Source organism: Mycobacterium sp. PSTR-4-N (assembly GCF_022348085.1).
Taxonomy (GTDB): Bacteria; Actinomycetota; Actinomycetes; order Mycobacteriales; family Mycobacteriaceae; genus Mycobacterium.
Genome location: NZ_JAKRFN010000009.1, coordinates 80,705 through 97,124, shown reverse-complemented (window position 1 = coordinate 97,124; position 16,420 = coordinate 80,705). Strand labels below are relative to the sequence as shown.

The window sequence follows — 16,420 nt, the reverse complement described above, 5'->3', positions numbered from 1 at the left end:
AATTGTTGTGACAGAAGATCTTCCGGTGCGCAAGGTCAAATCGGCGGTTCGTACCGTCGAGTTGCTGGAGTACCTGGCGGGCCGCCACGACGAGCCGGCCCGATTGCGCGAGATCAGCGATGCACTCGAGATGCCGCGCAGCAGCGCCCATGCACTTCTGCGTACTCTCGTCGGTCAGGGCTGGGTACGGTCGGACTCCACCGGAACGCTGTACGGCATCGGCATCCGTGCCCTACTGGTCGGCACCAGTTACCTCGACAGCGATCCGTACCTTCCGCTGATCGTCCCCTTCCTGGAAGACCTGCGCGCCGCGCTGGACGAGACCTTCCACCTCGGCCGGCTCGACGGGACCGACATCGTCTACCTCGCCACCCGCGAATCCCAGCAGTACGCGCGCACCGCCAACCGGGTGGGCAGACGGCTCCCCGCCTATGCCACCTCACTCGGAAAGGCCCTGCTGGCCGAATTGTTCGGTGCCGAACGCGACCGGCACATCCCGTCGGCCCTGACACCGCTGACACCGAAGACCATCACCGATCGCGCCGTTCTCGACAGCGAGCTAGACGAGATCCGGATACGGGGGTACGCCGGCGACGACGAGGAGAACACCGCCGGGGTGCGGTGTTTCGCGGTGCCACTGCACTACTGCCGGCCCGCGCAGGATGCGATCAGTGCCTCGATACCCGTTGATCGGCTGAACCCGCAGCGAGCACGCGAGATCATCGCTGCGCTGCAGAGCATCGGCGACAAGGTTTCCCGTGTCGTGCGCCCATTGGCCAACGGCGACAGATGGTTCGCATCATGACGCTCGAGAGGAACCCCATGAGAACACCCGTCGTCACCGACGTCACCGTCATCCCGATCGCGGGGCACGACAGCATGCTGCTCAATTTGTCCGGTGCGCACGGGCCCTTCTTCACCCGCAATCTCGTCGTCGTCTCCGACTCCGCGGGCAACATCGGCGTCGGCGAAGTGCCCGGAGGCGAACCCATCCGCCGCACGCTCGAGGACGCCCGCGACCTGATCACCGGACGCCGCATCGGCGACTATCACGCCGTGCTCAACGAGGTACGGCGAACCTTCGGTGACCGCGACGCCGCCGGCCGGGGCGCGCAGACGTTCGACCTCCGCGTCACGGTGCATGCTGTCACCGCGATCGAGTCAGCATTGCTCGACTTGCTCGGGCAGCATCTCGAGGTCCCGGTGGCAGCCTTGCTCGGCGACGGGCAGGTACGCGACCGCGTCCAGGCACTCGGGTATCTCTTCTTCGTCGGTGATCGCCGCAAGACCGATCTCGCCTACCGCTCGGCTGCCGACGAACCCGCAGGCGCGGATGACTGGATGACGGTGCGCCACGAGGAGGCGCTGACTCCGGACGCGATCGTCCGGCTCGCCGAGGCTGCGCACGCGCGTTACGGATTCGCCGACTTCAAACTCAAAGGCGGCGTCCTGCCCGCGGCGGACGAGGCCAAAGCCGTCATCGCACTGGCCGAACGCTTTCCGGACGCGCGGGTCACCCTCGATCCGAACGGCGGGTGGCTGCTCGATGACGCGATCCGGACCTGCCGCGAGTTGCGCGATGTGCTCGCCTACGCCGAAGATCCCGTCGGCCCGGAGGGCGGGTTCTCCGGACGGGAGGTGATGGCGGAGTTCAAGCGAGCCACCGGACTGCCCACCGCGACGAACATGATCGCGACGGACTGGCGGGAGATGGGGCATGCGATCCGGGCCGGGGCAGTCGACATCCCGCTTGCCGATCCTCACTTCTGGACCATGGCAGGTTCGGTGCGTGTGGCCCAACTGTGCGACGCGTGGGGTTTGACGTGGGGATCGCACTCCAACAACCACTTCGACGTATCGCTGGCGATGTTCACCCACGTCGCTGCTGCCGCGCCCGGGAACATCACGGCTATCGACACGCATTGGATATGGCAGGACGGACAGGCCATCACCGCCGACCCGTACGAGATCGTCGACGGTCACCTGGCGGTGCCCGACGCACCGGGGCTGGGCGTGACGCTCGACGACGCCGCCGTCGCGGCGGCACACAGGTTGTATTCCGCTGAAGGTCTGGGTGGGCGCGACGATTCCATCGCCATGCAGTACCTGATCCCCGGCTGGACTTTCGACAGCAAACGCCCAGCGCTGCAGAGGGATTGACGTGAAGATCGTCGTCGCCGACCCCAACCTCCTACCGCACCGTGATCGCTTCGAGGCGATGGCGCCTGCCGACTCGGACGTCCGCTGGGTGCCGGACGGTGTCACCGGACCGGACCTCCGCGACGCCGACGTGTACGTCGGCAGTCGCTTCACCGCCGACATGGCCGGCGCCGCCGAGAGATTGCGACTGATTCACGTCGCCGGTGCAGGCACCGACAAGATCGAGTTCGCCGCGTTGGACGCGGGCATCCTCGTCGCCAACACTTTCCACCACGAACGGTCCATCGCCGAGTACGTGGCAGCTGCCGCGGTGATGCTGCGCCGCCGCTTCCTCGTTCAGGACCGCGCTCTGCGGGAGGGGATCTGGTCGACCTCGGTCTACGATCGTGCGATAGCCCAGGCCCCCACACTGAGCGAGGCTCGAATCGGCTTCGTCGGGTTCGGCCACATCGGTGGGTACAGCTGGAATCTGCTGCGCGCGTTCGGTTGTACGGCAGCCGCGGTCACCGGATCGGGCAGCGGCGGCGAGGACGCGGGGCTCACCTGGGTGGGGAACACCAGTCAGCTCGACCGACTTATGTCCGAGAGTGACGTCGTCGTGGTGTCGGCGCCGCTGAACTCGGCGACCACGGGCATGATCGGTGCTGCCCAGCTGGCCGCGCTGGGTCACGACGGAGTCCTCATCAACGTCGGCCGCGGTCCCCTCGTGCAGGAGCGGGCGCTCTACGACGCGTTGGCGGACGGCGTGATCGCGGCTGCCGCCATCGACGTCTGGTATCGCTATCCGGGTGGTGAAAGCCGGTGCGCCCCCAGCGATCTGCCCTTCGGGCAGCTACCCAATGTGCTGATGACGCCGCACTCGTCCGGTGTCACCTCGGACACCTTCGCCGGCCGCGTCGGAGATGTCACAGCGAACATCGTGCGGCTGCACCAGGGCATTCCGCTGCGCAATGTGGTCGCGGGTGGAGCGAGCTAGGGCGTGTAGTCGTACTGCGGTTCGTGGAACCGGTTGATGATCGGGATGCGTTCGATGATGCGGTCCCGCAGCCGCGGCTGGGGGTTCTCCACGACCACGGGCGGCGGCACGGCCGCGGGCAGCGGACCGCCCGGGGGCACCAGCACCGGGGCACCCGGCGCGGGCGCCAGATAGTCCGGCGGCGGGGCCGGCGGGACGTATTCGGGCGCCGGCGGGACGTACTCCGGAGCAGGAGCAGGAGCGGCCGCCGGCGGCTCGTCGACCACGGGCGCCGCCTCGGGTGGAGCGGGCAGCTCCACGGCCTCGGGCGCGGGTGCGGTGTTGACGATCGGCGCCGCGGGCGCGGGCGGCGCGGGAGGAGCGACGAGCGGAGGCGCGGGTGGGGCCGCCTCGCGGACCTCGTCCTGCACGGAGCGGACCATCTGTGGGGTGGGATCCGGGGTGAAGTTCAGACCGACCGCGGCCGACGCCGACACGACCAGCGTCACGACGGCCGCCCCCAGAACCGAGGCCAGCACGGCGGTGCTCGAGAGGCGCCGGGCGCCGGTTTCACCGGCCACGTCGAGCAGGGCCACCGCCGACGCCGACGCCAACGCGGCGCCCCGGGCCAGGGCCAGCTCCGACTGATCGGCAGACACCACCGGAGCGTCCGTGCGCTGCTGCGCGGCGGCCATCGCGGCCGCGACATCACCGGAACCCAACACGACCACCGCGTCTGAGCTGGGCAGCTGCGCTTGCGCAAGTGCGGCCGTGTCCATCCGGTCTGCGGTCACGCCGTCCGGAGTGACCGCGACCAGCACCGATTCTCCGGGCTCGGTGACGTAGACCACCGTGCGCTCGTATCCGGCGACGTCTGCGATACCGAGCGCGAGCGTCTCGGCTGCCTCGACAGCAGACACCGCGATCACGTTCTCGACACCCCGGTCGGTGAGCTCCTGCCACACCGCACTCGCCGTGGCTTCCGCCGCAGCTGACCAGGTCAGACCCACCGCGTGCAGGCGCCGGGACGTGTCGTCACCGATCAGGGAGTCGAGCAGGACGCCGGCGTCCACGCCGGCACGGTCGGCTGATCCCCGATCGATGGTGGCGCCCTCACCGGCGGCGCCTTCGACCAGCACCCAGCGCACCGATGACGACGTCATCGACAGGCCGAGTACAAGGTCCATGACGTCACGATCCGATCTCTATTTGCGACTAACGGACGACCCTACCGCGCATACCGTTGCCTGCAAATCTCGCTCACGACGAACCGTAGAGCAGGCGCCGTCGCCAGGCCATCGCCGCGTGCGCGGTCATCCCGTGGAAATTCAGCCACGACACGTCGGCGTTGCCGATGCAGCGGTGCGGCTCCCCCAGCCACGACGGTCGCTCGGCGCCGCATCGGACACAGTGCGCAGACGTCATCGCTACAACATCGCACTCCGCATCGGATGCCACCAATCCACCGGCATCCCCCGATCGGAGGACCACGGTTTCGTCCCCGCGATCGGCCGCCCGGCGGACAGACGCAGACCCGCGACTCCGGGCATTCTTGTGTCAACGCCGGAACAGCCGGTCACAGGCTCCAAAAGCCAACTCAGACAAAGGAAATGAACATGAACAACACCGCTCGCATCATCGCCCTGCCCCTGCTGACCGCCGGCATCCTCGGTGGCGCGCTCGGCCTGGCCGGTACCGCTGCCGCCGCGTCGCCGGCGAACACCCACTCGACCAACGGACACAGTGGCCACGCACCGACGACTCCCCGCGACACCCGGGCGCACATGCCCACTCAGCCGCGGGTGTTCAGCCCCTCGGTCGCGACGTCCCCGAAGACTCACGTGCACACCCCGGCCGCGGCGACCTACCGGCACCGCCACCACCGGCACGTCCACCGCGTGTGGTGACTGCGCTCAGGCGGCCTCGTCGTTCGCGGCGGGGCCGTCGGCGTGACCGCCACCCGGCGCGGCAGCGGCCTTCTTCGGGGCATCGTCGCTGCTCACGGCGTCTTGGGATGAGTCCTCGACATGCTGGCGGACGCGCTTCTTCTCGTGGCGGGTCGCGTTGGCGGCCTCCACCTCTTCACGAAGATGCTTGCCCGGGTACCAGGACGTGCGCGTGGCCGAGCGTTCCGCGGCCCCACCCTCGTCCCGGTTCTCCTCGACCTGGTCGCCGGGTTCCGACCGCTGCCGGCGCTGCTCGACGGGTTCCTGCTCGACGGGCGCCGACGCGTCGACCGTCGCAACCTCTGGCTTCACAGTCCGCTTCGGGAAGAACGTCGCGCGTGTCGGCGCGCCGTAATCACTTCTGTCGTAGGCGGTTTCGATGATCTTGCGCAGTGGGGCGTCGAGCGCGGCGATGACCTGATCGGGCAGGAACGGATCGAGCGGGATCAGCAGCGGAATCGGGTAGGTCCGCACCAGGTAGTACGTGGTGTTCGTGTCCTCGTCGACCTGATAGTAGTCGCTGTCGCCCGAATCTCTGGCCGCCTTCAGGTCGTCGGTGGTCAGCTCGAATTGCATGTTGCCGTGTACCAGCGCCATGCCCGCCACGGCGTTGGCGATCGCCAGGGGATTCCACAGATACGTGGGGAAATCGGACCAGCCGTCGTACTGGCGAGCGATGTCGATCGTGGGATCGCCGTTGTCGGGGGTGGCTCCGTTGAACGTGACGTCGAGGAAGGGAATGTGCAGCCCCTCGAAACGCTCGAGGATGCCACCGTTGGGCCGATTCGGGTTCGCCGCCAGGACGTACACGTTGCCCTCGTGAGTCGCCTTGTAGTGGGACGCGACGACGGCTCCCTGGGAGTACCCGAAGATCACGTCACCGGACGCCGGACCGGCCGTCGTCAGGTTGGCGACGCCTTCCGCGACGGAATCGTCGAACGTCAGGTCCTTGAAGCCGCCTTGAGAGAAGGGCCGCAGTCCCGCGTTGTAGTCGACCTTCTCGTACGGGCCGTCGGGCGTCGGCGCGGCCGTGCCGTTGACGACCACGCCGATGAAATCCTCGAACTCCTGCTGCGTCGCCTGGTGCCCGTTGGTGGTCCCGCGCAGATAGTGCAGGGTCGCGAGCAGTTGCGGGCTCACCGACATCGTCGGCGCGGTCCCCAGCACCGCAGCGCCGGCGACGGCCACGCCGGCCATCCCGACCGCGGTCACTGCGGCCTTGGCCCGCGCCCGCCCGCCGCGTGCCGCCGTCCGCTGTTTCTGCGCGCGATGCCTGCCCTGCGTGCCAGCCCGCCGATTACCCATATGAGTCCCCCCTCGCGTGATCGACAGCAGTGTACGACGCCATATTTGCTGACACGTCCACTTCGCGTGGATCTTCTCCAGATTGCCGATGACCTACGCGTTGATTCGCCGGTGTCGAGACCACCGGCCGTCACGTCCGGGTGTTGCTGCCGGACCTCTCAGCTAGCCGGCGCGCAGGTGGGGATGGTCGGGATGGTCCTTCTGCCACTGCCGCTCGACCCGCTTGACCCGCTGGTGTTCCAGCGCGATCAGCAGCGCCCCCGCGGTGACGAGCGCGCCGGCGACCAGGCCCAGGATCAGCGACAGGTCCCGGTTGCCGTAGGCCGTGGCCGCGACGGTGCCGGCGATCAACACCGTGCCGATGCCGATGAGGAGCAGCCCGGGCAGCCACAGCGTGTCGATGAAAGACTCGCCACTGTGCGGCAGAGTCGTGCGGACGTGATCGACCGGATCGCGATGAGCGCCTTTCATCACAACCCCCTTCGTCTCAGGGATGACTCCAGAATACGCCGCTGTGAGCTGGGTCACACCATTCCGTCATCAATCGGTCATGTTCCGTCCCGGCGCACGCGAACGTTTGCTGACGTTGTCGACCAGGGGTATCGACCCACACGAATGATGCATGTTCCCGGCCGGTGGCCTTCGCCAGATCAGAACAGTCCCGCGCCTTTCGCCCGCGAGGCGTGACGGAGCACGAAAAGCGTTGCCTTCCTTGCGCTTCACGCGTTCAGCGACGTCACAGATTTCGCAGCGAAAACGCGATACCTGCCGCGGCGCCGACCTACAGTCGCCTCACCGGGGTGTTGCCGGGTTGCCGCCGACAGCGCGGTGCGGAGACCCCCGCTCGCGAGGAGGCGTCATGGGGGAATCGTCGTCGGCAGGGTCACAGACCACTCGACCGAACAGCAGAGTCAGCACCGCACTCCACATCGGACGGGTCGGAGGCCTCGCCGTGGCCTTCGGGATCGGCGCGGCCGTCCTGACGGGTCAGGCCGTGGCATCCGCGGACAGCGGCAGTGCGTCGTCGACCAGCGCGACCGCGAACAGCGCTGCAGCTGATCGTGATTCCGCGAAGGCAGGTCCGCGGGCGCGCGCGACCCAACGTGCCGAGGCGCGCGCGACCCGTCGCGCAGAGGCCAAGTCCGACCGGGCAGAAGCCCGCGCGCAGCGCGCCGCCGACCGCGAGCAGCGCGCCGCCGAGCGCGCCGACCGCGTCGCCGAACGGCGCGCTCGGACGGTCACGATCGACTCCCCGGAACCGGCCACTCCCAGCGCGCCCGACCCCCGTCCGTCACGGTTGCTGGACCTCGTCGGCGCCGGCCTCACGGCGGCAGGGACGCGTCAGACCGTCGCGGCTGCCGAGGTCGCCCCCGAGCGGACCGTCGTCGCCTCCGGCTTCACCCAGCCCACGGATTTCCAGTTCCTGCCCGATGGACGCATCCTCGTCGCGGAGAAGAACGGCCGAATCCGCGTCGTCGACGACAACGGTGACGTCCTGCGGCGACCGCTCTACCGGGTGGCGACGCTGACACAGGGCGAGCGGGGCCTCGGCGGCCTCACCGTCGACCCCGACTTCGAGAACAACGGCTACATCTACGTGGCCTACACGACGATCTTCGCTCGCGACCGGCTGGCGCGGCTGACGGTCCGCAACGACCGTGTGGTGTTCGGCTCCCAGAAGGTCCTGCTGCAGTCCACGGACCGGTCGGCGTTCTTCCATCACGGCGGCGCGCTGGGGTTCGGTCCTGACGGCATGCTCTACTGGGGCGTCGGCGACAACAAGGACTCCGGCAACGCGCAGGACCTCGGCACGATCCACGGCAAGATCATCCGGATCAATCCCGATGGCACCATCCCGTCGGACAACCCCGACCTCGGGGACGGGGCGCTGCCGCAGATCTACGCCTACGGCTTCCGCAACCCGTTCCGGCTGACGTTCACCCCCACCGGCGAGCTGCTCGTCGCCGATGTGGGCGAGAACTCCTTCGAAGAGGTCGACAACGTCATCGCCGGCGGCAACTACGGCTGGCCGGGTTCCGAGGGCGTGTGCACCAGCGATTGCGCGGGCGTGTCGGACCCGATCTACACCTACGGGCACGGCGACAGTGGTGCTGCGATCACCTCGGTGCTGTTCTACGACGGCGGCCAGCTCGGCGACGAGTTCCAGAACACGTTGCTGGTGGCCGACCTGGTTAAGGGCTGGATCAAAGCACTGGATTGCACCGCCGACTTCTCCTCCTGCGGCAACGTGCGGGACTTCGATGCGCAGGCCGGCGGAACGGTGGTGCTCGTACAAGGTCCCGACCAGGCGCTCTACCAATTGCGCTACGACACCGGACAGATCATCCGGATCGGAACCCCCTCGGTGGTCTGACCTTTTTCCTGGGAGGTCCCTGGGAACTCCTCCCATCGGGGAATGCCGGGCGCCGCGGCCCGGTTGCCGCCGAACGTGGCTGAGCTCTCGCGTCGTGACTGTGCTTCCGGTGGGTGCTGCTGATGCGCCAAGGACCCCTCGCCGGGCGATACCCCGCAGTGGCCGCCATGGTCACGCTGGCGCTGATCCCCTATCTGGCGCTGTCAGCTGCGCTCGATCCGCTGGTGCCGATCATCAGCGAACAGCTGCACATGAGCGCCCAGACGATGGCGATCAGTTCGGGGTTGGGCAACGCCGCGTACGCGGTCGGCACGGTGCTGGCCGTGCAGTTCGCCCAACATCTTCCGCAGCGCCGAATGCTGCTCGGCTACGCCGTGGTGCTGGTCATCGGATCGGTGACCGTCGCCGCCGCGCCGAACGCGCCGACGTTCGTGATCGGCCACGTACTGCAGGGTTTGGCGACCAGCATGCTGCTGATCGCGGCGGCTCCCCCGTTGACCATCGGCTTTCCGCGCGACAAGCTGCGCAACACCGCGATGATCATGAACATGTGCGTGTTCGGCGCCGTCGCGCTCGGCCCGTTCATCGGCGGTGCGCAAGCCGAAGCGCACGCGTGGCGGCCGCTGTTCTGGATCGTCGCCGCCGTCGCGCTGGCCGCCCTCGTCCTGGCCGTGCTCACCTTCGACGACGCGCCGCCCGCCGATCGGGACGCACCCCGCGACCTGCCGGCCATCGTGCTCGCCACCGTCGGGTGCACGGCGGCGTTCGTCGGGGCCGCCCAGCTGACCAGCCACGAGATCTCCGATCTGGCGGTGACCGCGCCGATGCTCGGCGGGTTGGTGCTGATCGTGGCGCTGATCGTCTACCAGTACCGGGCCCGTCGCCCGTTGCTGACCATCCGCACGATGCTCACCAGCGCGATCCCGGTAGCCGGCGTCGGTGTGGCCCTGTTCGCCGCGGCCGCGTCGGTGGCGGCGACCGCGCTGACGGCGGCGGTGTTCCTGCAGTCGTTCAGCCCCGTGCAGGTCGGTCTGCTGTACCTGCCGGAACTCGGTGGCGCGATCGTGATGGCGGTCGTGTTCGGCTTCGTGATCTCCCGGCGCGCGATGCACTATCTCCCGCTCGTCGGCATGGCGCTGCTGGCCGCAGGCATCCTGGTGTTCCGGTTGTCGCTGCCGGCGAATCACTCGCTGGCCCTGCTCGGTTCGGCCCTGACCGGACTCGCCCTCGGGGCCACCGTCGCGCCCGCACTGTTCGTCGCCGGGTTCTCGCTGCAGTCGAACAGTCTGCAGCGGGTGTTCGCGATCATCGAGTTGTTGCGCGCTGTCGCGGCCTTCATGGTGGCGCCGATCTTCGCGCACCTGGCCACCCGGATCTCCGACGATCTGGTCGCCGGAACCGGCGTTGCCCTCTGGGTCGGATTCGGTCTCGCCGTCGGCGGTGCGGTGTTCGGAGTGGCGGTCTACGTCCTCAGCAGTGCACGCCCGCAGACCCCGGATCTCGACGAGTTCCTCGACGGTGACTCACCGGCCTGGTACTCACCTCCGCTGCTGGCTCGGCTGCGGGGCCTGCCGATCGAGCCCCCGCCGAGTGGACACACCGTGCCCTCGGCGGCGGCCCCCGAACCGGTATCCACGGGTCCGGGTCCCGTGCTGCTCGCTTACGACGGTTCGGATCTCGCGGCGAGGGCCATCGCTCGCGCCGCCGATCATCTCGGCGCAGGGCGCGAGGCGGTGGTCGTGTGCGTGTGGCAACCGGTCGACGTCGGATTCATCCCGGCCGACGACGAACACGTCTACGCCGACCGTGCCGGTGACGTCCGCCGCGCCGCCGAACGCACTGCGGCGCTCGGTGCCTCGCTCGCCGAGGCCGCCGGGATGCCGGCGTGCGGCATCGCCGTCGAGGCGACGCCGACGTGGAAGGGCATCGTCGCCGCCGCCGAAGAGCACGGCGCCAGCGTCATCGTGCTGGGCCCCCATCGACGCAGCGGTCTGCTGGGGCGTCTGCAGGGCAGTGTGGCGGCCGCCGTGGTGGACCACACCGAGGTCCCTGTCCTGCTCATCCCGGAGGGCGAGGATCCGCCGGTGACGCTCAACCGTCCCGCCGATTCGGCGGTCGTCAGCCGCACCTGACGCCTGCCGCGTCGACGGACAGCGCCCTCAGTCGGCGTGGGGATCGTGCAGCGCCAACTGGTCGACTTCTCGCTGATTGCGCCCGGCGAGGTCGGCGAGAAGTGCCGCGTCGCTGAGATCCAATGGCGCGGAATGTTTCCAGTCGTGATGCGCCACCTTGTTGAGCCGGGTGATCAGGTGGTCGTCGTCCACCTCGATCGCGAGTTCCCGGCGATGATCGAAACTGCCGGGAGACAGGTTGATCGAGCCCACGATTGCCCGCTCGTGATCGGCGACCATCATCTTGGCGTGCAGCTTGAGGTGCTTGAGCCGGTGGATCTTGATGCCGACATCGTCGAGGATGCGTAGCCCGCTGACCCCCTCCAGTAGCTTGTCGGCCTTGAGATGGTGGGCCGCGCGGGCCATCACGTGCACCTTGACCCCGCGGCGCGCCGCACGCACCAATCGCTCGATGATCACCGGGTCCTGGTAGCGCTCGTTCTGGACGAACAGGGTCTTCTCGGCGCGATCGATGAAATCAGCGATCCGGGCCCGACCGTTGGTCGGGCACCAGATCAGCCGGGCGTCATCACCGGGATCGAATTCCTCTCGCGCCCAATCGGCTTCGAAACACTCGATGATCTCGAGCACCTCATGCGAAGTCGGGGTGACCACCGCATAGTCACGGGTCTCGGTGAAGTTCTCGTCGGTCCAGTTCAACGATTCGACGAACGCGAACTCGTCGTCGATCACCATCGACTTCTCGTGCGTCAACCCGAACGACGGACTGCTCTCGGTGACGTCGATGCCGTACTGCAGCAACAGGTCCCGCGCTCCGTCGTTGTCGGTCTCACCGTCGCGACGCTCCGGGTTCAGCATCACCTTGACCAGGACGCCTCGCTGGTGCGCCGCGACGACCGCGTCGAGCAGCGGCTGATGGCTGAACGCGAACATCTTGACGCGCACCGACTTCTCGGCGTTGTGGATGGCGTCGAGAACCGGCCGCGACGAGTCGTCGGGCAGGATGATCAGGGAGCGGGTCACGGCGTCTCGTCCTCGTACTGGATGCGGTGCAACTCAGCGTATCTGCCGTTGCCCTCGAGCAGCTCGCTGTGGGTGCCTTCTTCGACGACGCGCCCCTCTTCCAGCACGACGATCTTGTCGGCGTCGCGGATCGTCGAGAGCCGGTGGGCGATGGTCAACACGGTGCGATCGCTCATCAGCCGCTGCAGCGCGCTCATCACCAGATGCTCGGACTGGGCGTCCAGCGCGGCGGTCGGTTCGTCGAGGATCAGGATCGGGCTGTCGCGGATGAGGGCGCGAGCGATGCCGATACGCTGCCGCTGGCCGCCGGACAACGTCATCCCGCGTTCGCCGACGGCACTGTCGTAACCCTGCGGCATGTCGGAGATGAACTCGTGGGCGTTGGCGAGTTTCGCGGCTTCCACGATCTCTTCGTGCGTGGCATCCGGCCGGCCGAAGGCGATGTTGTCGCGGACGGTGCCCCGGAACAGCACCGTGTCCTGCAGCACATAACCGATCTGCTGGCGTATCTCGTGCAATTTGTAGTCGCGCAGGTCCACGCCGTCGATCTGCACCGACCCCATGCTGGGGTCGTAGAACCGGGGAATGAGGCTCACCAGCGAGGATTTTCCGCTGCCCGTGTGGCCGACGATGCCGACCAGCTGACCGGGGGCGACGTCGAACGTCACATCGCGCAGCACCGGCTTCTCACCGTCGTAGCTGAACGCGACCTTGTCGAACCGGATGCCGCCCTTGACCTTTGCGGCACCGACGGCGTCGGGCTTCTCCTCGATGTCGGTTTCGGCGTCGAGCAGCGCGGCCACCCGTTCGACCCCGACCGCGGCCATCGCGATCGTGTTGGTCAGCTTCGCCAGGTCCTGCACGGGTTTGAAGAACGACGCCAGATAACTGATGAACACGGTGAGCGTGCCCGCGGTCATCGCCCCGGCGAGGATCAGCGCCGAGCCGCGCCACAGCACCAGCGCCGTGCACGCCGCGACCACGACCGCGACGATCGGTGAGACCACCGATTTCACCCGGCGCGCGTTGAGTGCTGCATCGACGGCCTGCTGCCCGGCGATCGCCAACTGCTGTTCCTGCAGCGTTTCCCGGTCGAAGGCCTTGACGACCCGGATCGACTGCAGCCCCTCTTCGGCGACGGCGACGATGTCGGACTCGCGTCGGCGGACCTCGTGCGTCGCGGCCTTGACCGCCTTGCGGATTCGGGAGACGAACAACAGCAGCAGCGGTGCGACCGCGAGCGCCACGAGGGTGAAATCCCATTGCAGCCACAGCATCAGGCCGAGCATGCCCACGATGGTGAGCAGGTCGGTCGCGATGCCCAGGGTCGAGGCGGACGCGAAGTCCTGGATGGTGTCCACGTCGTCGGTCAGGGTCGACAGGATCGGCCCGACCCGGTGGGTGTCGAAGTAGCTGAGCGAGAGCTGCTGCAGATGGTGGTAGGCCCGGGTCCGCAGATCGTTGCCGACGCGCTGACCGACGGTCTCGGTGAGGTAGTTGGCCGCATAGGTGGCGATCGCGGCGATCACCGCGATGACGATCACCATGATCGCGGCCAATCCAGCGATGTGCATCCGGCTCTCGCCACCCAGGATGGGTTGCAGCAGCCCATGGAGCCAGGCCGGCAACGGATGATCGCCGACCACACTGTCCAGCACGACCTTCAGCGGCCACGGCGCGGCCAGCCCCATCGCGATCTGAACGCACAGCACCGCGAAGATGCCGAGCACCGACCAGCGGTAGGGGCGAAGCAGTTCCAGGATCAGTCTCACGGCTGCCTCGCTGTCAGTGTTCTTGCGGTCATCGCTGACCCTCGATCGAGCGGACACACAGTACATCGCCGACGTTGCTCCGAGGTGATGAAATCGGGGTGTCCGCGGGTAGGGTCGCAGACACCTTGTGCGGGAGGGGTCCATGAAACCGGTGGTGCTCCGGTACGCCCGCGCGATGGTGCGGGCCGGCGCGGCCCGCCCCTACAGCGCGCGACGGTCGGCGCGGGCACTGTCCCTGCCGTTGCCACGCGCCGTCGCCGCCGAGATCCGCTGGATGTTCACCCCGCCCTACGCAGGCCTGAGCGGCGTCGCGATCAACACGGTGCTCGCCGCGCTGTGGCTTCTGGTCCAGCCGCTGACGCGGCACAACATGCACAACGACCTGATCGTCGTCGTCGACACCTACTTCGCGTCGTTCATCCTCGCCGACGTCACCACCACGAACATGCTGGGCACCGACCACCACCGCGTACAGGCCGCGCTCGCGGCCGGCACACCCATGTGGCGAATACTGCTGGTGAAGAACCTCGCGCTGTTCGGCGTGGTCGGTCTACCCACTCTTGCAGCGGCGGTGCTGTTCACGCTGTGCATCGACACGCCGTCGCGGCTCTTGCGCACCGTCCCCAACGTGCTGGTGCCGGTGGTGTCGTGGCTCGGCATCGGCAATCTGGTGTCGGTGCTGCTCCCCGTGGCCGCCGCACCGTTGATCCGGCGATGGCGAGATCGTTCCGATAGGCGCCACGTCGCCGTGTGGCTCACCGCCCTGGCCCTGCCATATGCGCTGTACTACGTCGCCGACCCCATCGGCGGCGTCGAACACGACGTGTTCTGGAACCAGGTGCCGGCCGCCATCGGCCCCATCCTCGGCCGCGACACCAAGAGCTTCGTGCATCTGGGGATCGCACTGGCGGTGTGGGCGCAGACCACCGCGGCCGCGGTGCTGTGGGTGCGCCGGCGAGGGCTGCGGCTGCGTCAGGCGATCCGGTAGGCGGCCTCGACGTCGGCCTGGGTGTCAGCGAGGAACGCCTGCAGCTCGTCTCCGACCATGAACGTGGTCACGAACCCGCTGCGGTCGGCGATGCCCTGCCACGTGGGCGTTTGGACCATGGTTGCGAGCCCCTGCTGCCAGTAATCGACGGCGTACTGCGGCATCGCCGGCGGCCCGTAGATCCCGCGCCAGTTCGCCAGCGTCACGTCGAGACCCTGCTCGCGCGCGGTGGGCACGTCGAGGCCCGGCAACCGATTCTCTGACAGCACCCCGAGGGCGCGCAGCTGCCCACTGCGGATCTGGTCGACGAACTCGCTCACCCCGCCGATCGCCACCTGGACCTCACCGGCGAGCAGCGCCGCGGTCTGTGCGCCGCCGCCCTCGTGCGCGACGTAGCGAGTGGCCCTCGGATCCGTGCCGGCGGCGTTCACCAACAGATCGAAGGGTGCCTCGTCGTCAGGCGCCGCGCCGACCGTCACGCGGGCCGGATCGGCTCTGATTGCCCCCATCAGGTCGGTGAGGTTCTGATACGGCGAGGCGGGGGTGGTGACGACGACGAAGTACTCGGTCATCAGCCGGGCGATCATCGTGACATCGGCGTAGCCGTAGCGGGACACGCCCCGGACCTGGTTCATCATCGTCGCCAGTGAGGCGACCGACAGCTGATCGTCGGCACCGCGATACTGCTCGACCATCGTGGCGAGGAAGTCCGACCCGCTGTTCCCGGGCCGATTCTGTACCGGCAGAGGAACATTGACGATCCGCTCGGTCTGCAGGGCGTCGACCACCGAACGGATCGTCAGATCGAATCCGCTCCCGGGCCCTGCGCCGGCCGTCATCGTGACCGGCCCGGTGGGGTACGGTGCGGCCGCGGCCGAGGGCGCGAGAGCGAACGCGAGCAGGAGCGCGACCAGGACGCGCATCAACGTCTTCACGGCAGGACACTAGAGGTTGCGGGGAGTTCGCGTGGCCGCTCGGCGAAATCGCCCGCGCAGGACTCAGTTCGGGTCCGCCTCGTTGAGCGTCCGCACGACGTCGTCGTACTCGCCGCGCACCTCGGAATAGCGGAGGAACTTGACCCGCTCCACCTGGATCTCCTTGCCGTCCGGATCGGCCTCCAGAATCTGCATGACCTCGGCGATGAAATCGTCGAGCGGCATCGCGAACGAGCTCTCCCGTTGCCCGGGAAGCAGATCCGTGGCCACCGATGGCGGCACCAGTTCCTTCAGCGACACCGACGTGTCGGCGAGCTGTAGTCGCAGCGACTCTGTGAGCATGTGGATGGCCGCCTTGGAGGCGTTGTAGCTGGGCGTGATCTTCAGCGGCGTGAACGCCAGACCGGATGACACGGTGATGATCGTGGCTACGGGCTGCCTCTGCAGATGGTCGATGAACGCGGCGATGAGGCGGATCGGACCCAGCAGATTCGTGGTGATGACCGCTTCGGCCGAATCGAGGAAACCGTCGCGGTGGTGCCAGTCCTCCACCCGCATCACCCCGGCCATCGCGATGATCACGTTGAGGTCGGGATGTTTGTCGAGCACCGACGTAGCCGCCGCCGAGATGCCGGCGGGGTCGGTCGTGTCGATCTGCACGGTGTCGATGCCGGGATGCCGGGCAGCGATCGCGTCGAGGAGTTGGGTGCGCCGGCCGCCGACGATGACGGTGTTTCCCCTGTCGTGCAAGGCCAGCGCCAGCGCGAGGCCGATGCCACTGGTGGAACCGGGGATGAAAATGGTGTTGCCCGTGATGTTCACGACGGTCC

General features: G+C 68.0%; 15 protein-coding genes. 7 read left to right on the top strand and 8 right to left on the bottom strand.

The window, feature by feature from the left end:
* The first annotated feature begins 7 nt into the window (after positions 1–7).
* From MHN84_RS14720 to MHN84_RS14710, 3 genes are read left to right on the top strand one after another with little or no spacing between them, the layout of a single operon-like run.
* Complete coding sequence (locus MHN84_RS14720) at positions 8–805, top strand: IclR family transcriptional regulator (RefSeq protein ID WP_241205272.1); 798 nt, start codon at positions 8–10, stop codon at positions 803–805.
* A 17-nt stretch (positions 806–822) separates the two neighbouring features.
* A complete protein-coding gene (locus MHN84_RS14715; protein ID WP_241205271.1) occupies positions 823–2,160 on the top strand; it encodes an enolase C-terminal domain-like protein in 1,338 nt (445 codons plus the stop codon).
* 1 nt (position 2,161) lies between these two features.
* On the top strand, positions 2,162–3,136 hold the full coding sequence (locus MHN84_RS14710) for a 2-hydroxyacid dehydrogenase (protein WP_241205270.1): 975 nt from the start codon (positions 2,162–2,164) through the stop codon (positions 3,134–3,136).
* Here MHN84_RS14710 and MHN84_RS14705 read toward each other — a convergent pair.
* Both MHN84_RS14705 and MHN84_RS14700 read right to left on the bottom strand, forming a co-directional pair.
* Entirely contained in the window at positions 3,133–4,302 is a 1,170-nt protein-coding gene (locus MHN84_RS14705) for a hypothetical protein (RefSeq protein ID WP_241205269.1), read from the bottom strand. The two genes, MHN84_RS14710 and MHN84_RS14705, sit on opposite strands and share 4 nt — an antisense overlap.
* Before the next feature lie 73 nt (positions 4,303–4,375).
* Positions 4,376–4,540, bottom strand: coding sequence for a hypothetical protein (locus MHN84_RS14700; protein WP_241205268.1), 165 nt, complete (start codon positions 4,538–4,540; stop codon positions 4,376–4,378).
* Positions 4,541–4,731: 191 nt separating this feature from the next.
* Here MHN84_RS14700 and MHN84_RS14695 point away from each other — a divergent pair, with 191 nt between their 5' ends.
* A complete protein-coding gene (locus tag MHN84_RS14695; protein WP_241205267.1) occupies positions 4,732–5,022 on the top strand; it encodes a hypothetical protein in 291 nt (96 codons plus the stop codon).
* A 6-nt stretch (positions 5,023–5,028) separates the two neighbouring features.
* Here MHN84_RS14695 and MHN84_RS14690 read toward each other — a convergent pair whose 3' ends face one another.
* Both MHN84_RS14690 and usfY read right to left on the bottom strand, forming a co-directional pair.
* The gene (locus tag MHN84_RS14690; RefSeq protein ID WP_241205266.1) at positions 5,029–6,366 is read right to left on the bottom strand and encodes a PE-PPE domain-containing protein; all 1,338 of its coding nucleotides are present in this window, start codon (positions 6,364–6,366) and stop codon (positions 5,029–5,031) included.
* 162 nt (positions 6,367–6,528) lie between these two features.
* Positions 6,529–6,837 (bottom strand): protein UsfY, encoded by a 309-nt coding sequence (usfY, locus tag MHN84_RS14685; protein WP_241205265.1) that lies wholly within the window; start codon positions 6,835–6,837, stop codon positions 6,529–6,531.
* A gap of 388 nt (positions 6,838–7,225) precedes the next feature.
* On the opposite strand from usfY, the gene MHN84_RS14680 reads away from it, so the two are divergent.
* Together MHN84_RS14680 and MHN84_RS14675 are read left to right on the top strand one after the other, a co-directional pair.
* Positions 7,226–8,740 carry a sorbosone dehydrogenase family protein gene (locus MHN84_RS14680; protein WP_241205264.1) on the top strand — a complete coding sequence of 505 codons (1,515 nt, stop codon included), beginning with the start codon at positions 7,226–7,228 and terminating at the stop codon, positions 8,738–8,740.
* A gap of 122 nt (positions 8,741–8,862) precedes the next feature.
* On the top strand, positions 8,863–10,872 hold the full coding sequence (locus MHN84_RS14675) for an MFS transporter (RefSeq protein ID WP_241205263.1): 2,010 nt from the start codon (positions 8,863–8,865) through the stop codon (positions 10,870–10,872).
* Between the two features lie 27 nt (positions 10,873–10,899).
* Here MHN84_RS14675 and MHN84_RS14670 read toward each other — a convergent pair whose 3' ends face one another.
* Positions 10,900–11,895, bottom strand: coding sequence for a phospholipase D-like domain-containing protein (locus MHN84_RS14670; RefSeq protein ID WP_241205262.1), 996 nt, complete (start codon positions 11,893–11,895; stop codon positions 10,900–10,902).
* A complete protein-coding gene (locus MHN84_RS14665; RefSeq protein ID WP_241205261.1) occupies positions 11,892–13,667 on the bottom strand; it encodes an ABC transporter ATP-binding protein in 1,776 nt (591 codons plus the stop codon). Before MHN84_RS14665 ends, MHN84_RS14670 begins: the two co-directional genes overlap by 4 nt.
* 142 nt (positions 13,668–13,809) lie before the next feature.
* Here MHN84_RS14665 and MHN84_RS14660 point away from each other — a divergent pair, with 142 nt between their 5' ends.
* Complete coding sequence (locus MHN84_RS14660) at positions 13,810–14,655, top strand: hypothetical protein (protein ID WP_241205260.1); 846 nt, start codon at positions 13,810–13,812, stop codon at positions 14,653–14,655.
* Here the strand turns inward: MHN84_RS14660 and MHN84_RS14655 are convergent.
* Positions 14,640–15,590 (bottom strand): tripartite tricarboxylate transporter substrate binding protein, encoded by a 951-nt coding sequence (locus MHN84_RS14655; protein ID WP_241205259.1) that lies wholly within the window; start codon positions 15,588–15,590, stop codon positions 14,640–14,642. The two genes, MHN84_RS14660 and MHN84_RS14655, sit on opposite strands and share 16 nt — an antisense overlap.
* 63 nt (positions 15,591–15,653) lie before the next feature.
* Positions 15,654–16,412, bottom strand: coding sequence for an SDR family oxidoreductase (locus MHN84_RS14650; protein ID WP_241205258.1), 759 nt, complete (start codon positions 16,410–16,412; stop codon positions 15,654–15,656).
* Positions 16,413–16,420 lie beyond the last annotated feature (8 nt).

Coding starts and splice junctions, on each gene's coding strand:
- MHN84_RS14715 (WP_241205271.1), top strand. CDS start 823: ATGAGAACACCCGTCGTCACCGACGTCACCGTCATCCCGATCGCGGGG.
- MHN84_RS14705 (WP_241205269.1), bottom strand. CDS start 4,302: ATGGACCTTGTACTCGGCCTGTCGATGACGTCGTCATCGGTGCGCTGG.
- MHN84_RS14700 (WP_241205268.1), bottom strand. CDS start 4,540: ATGACGTCTGCGCACTGTGTCCGATGCGGCGCCGAGCGACCGTCGTGG.
- MHN84_RS14695 (WP_241205267.1), top strand. CDS start 4,732: ATGAACAACACCGCTCGCATCATCGCCCTGCCCCTGCTGACCGCCGGC.
- MHN84_RS14690 (WP_241205266.1), bottom strand. CDS start 6,366: ATGGGTAATCGGCGGGCTGGCACGCAGGGCAGGCATCGCGCGCAGAAA.
- usfY (WP_241205265.1), bottom strand. CDS start 6,837: ATGAAAGGCGCTCATCGCGATCCGGTCGATCACGTCCGCACGACTCTG.
- MHN84_RS14680 (WP_241205264.1), top strand. CDS start 7,226: ATGGGGGAATCGTCGTCGGCAGGGTCACAGACCACTCGACCGAACAGC.
- MHN84_RS14675 (WP_241205263.1), top strand. CDS start 8,863: ATGCGCCAAGGACCCCTCGCCGGGCGATACCCCGCAGTGGCCGCCATG.
- MHN84_RS14660 (WP_241205260.1), top strand. CDS start 13,810: ATGAAACCGGTGGTGCTCCGGTACGCCCGCGCGATGGTGCGGGCCGGC.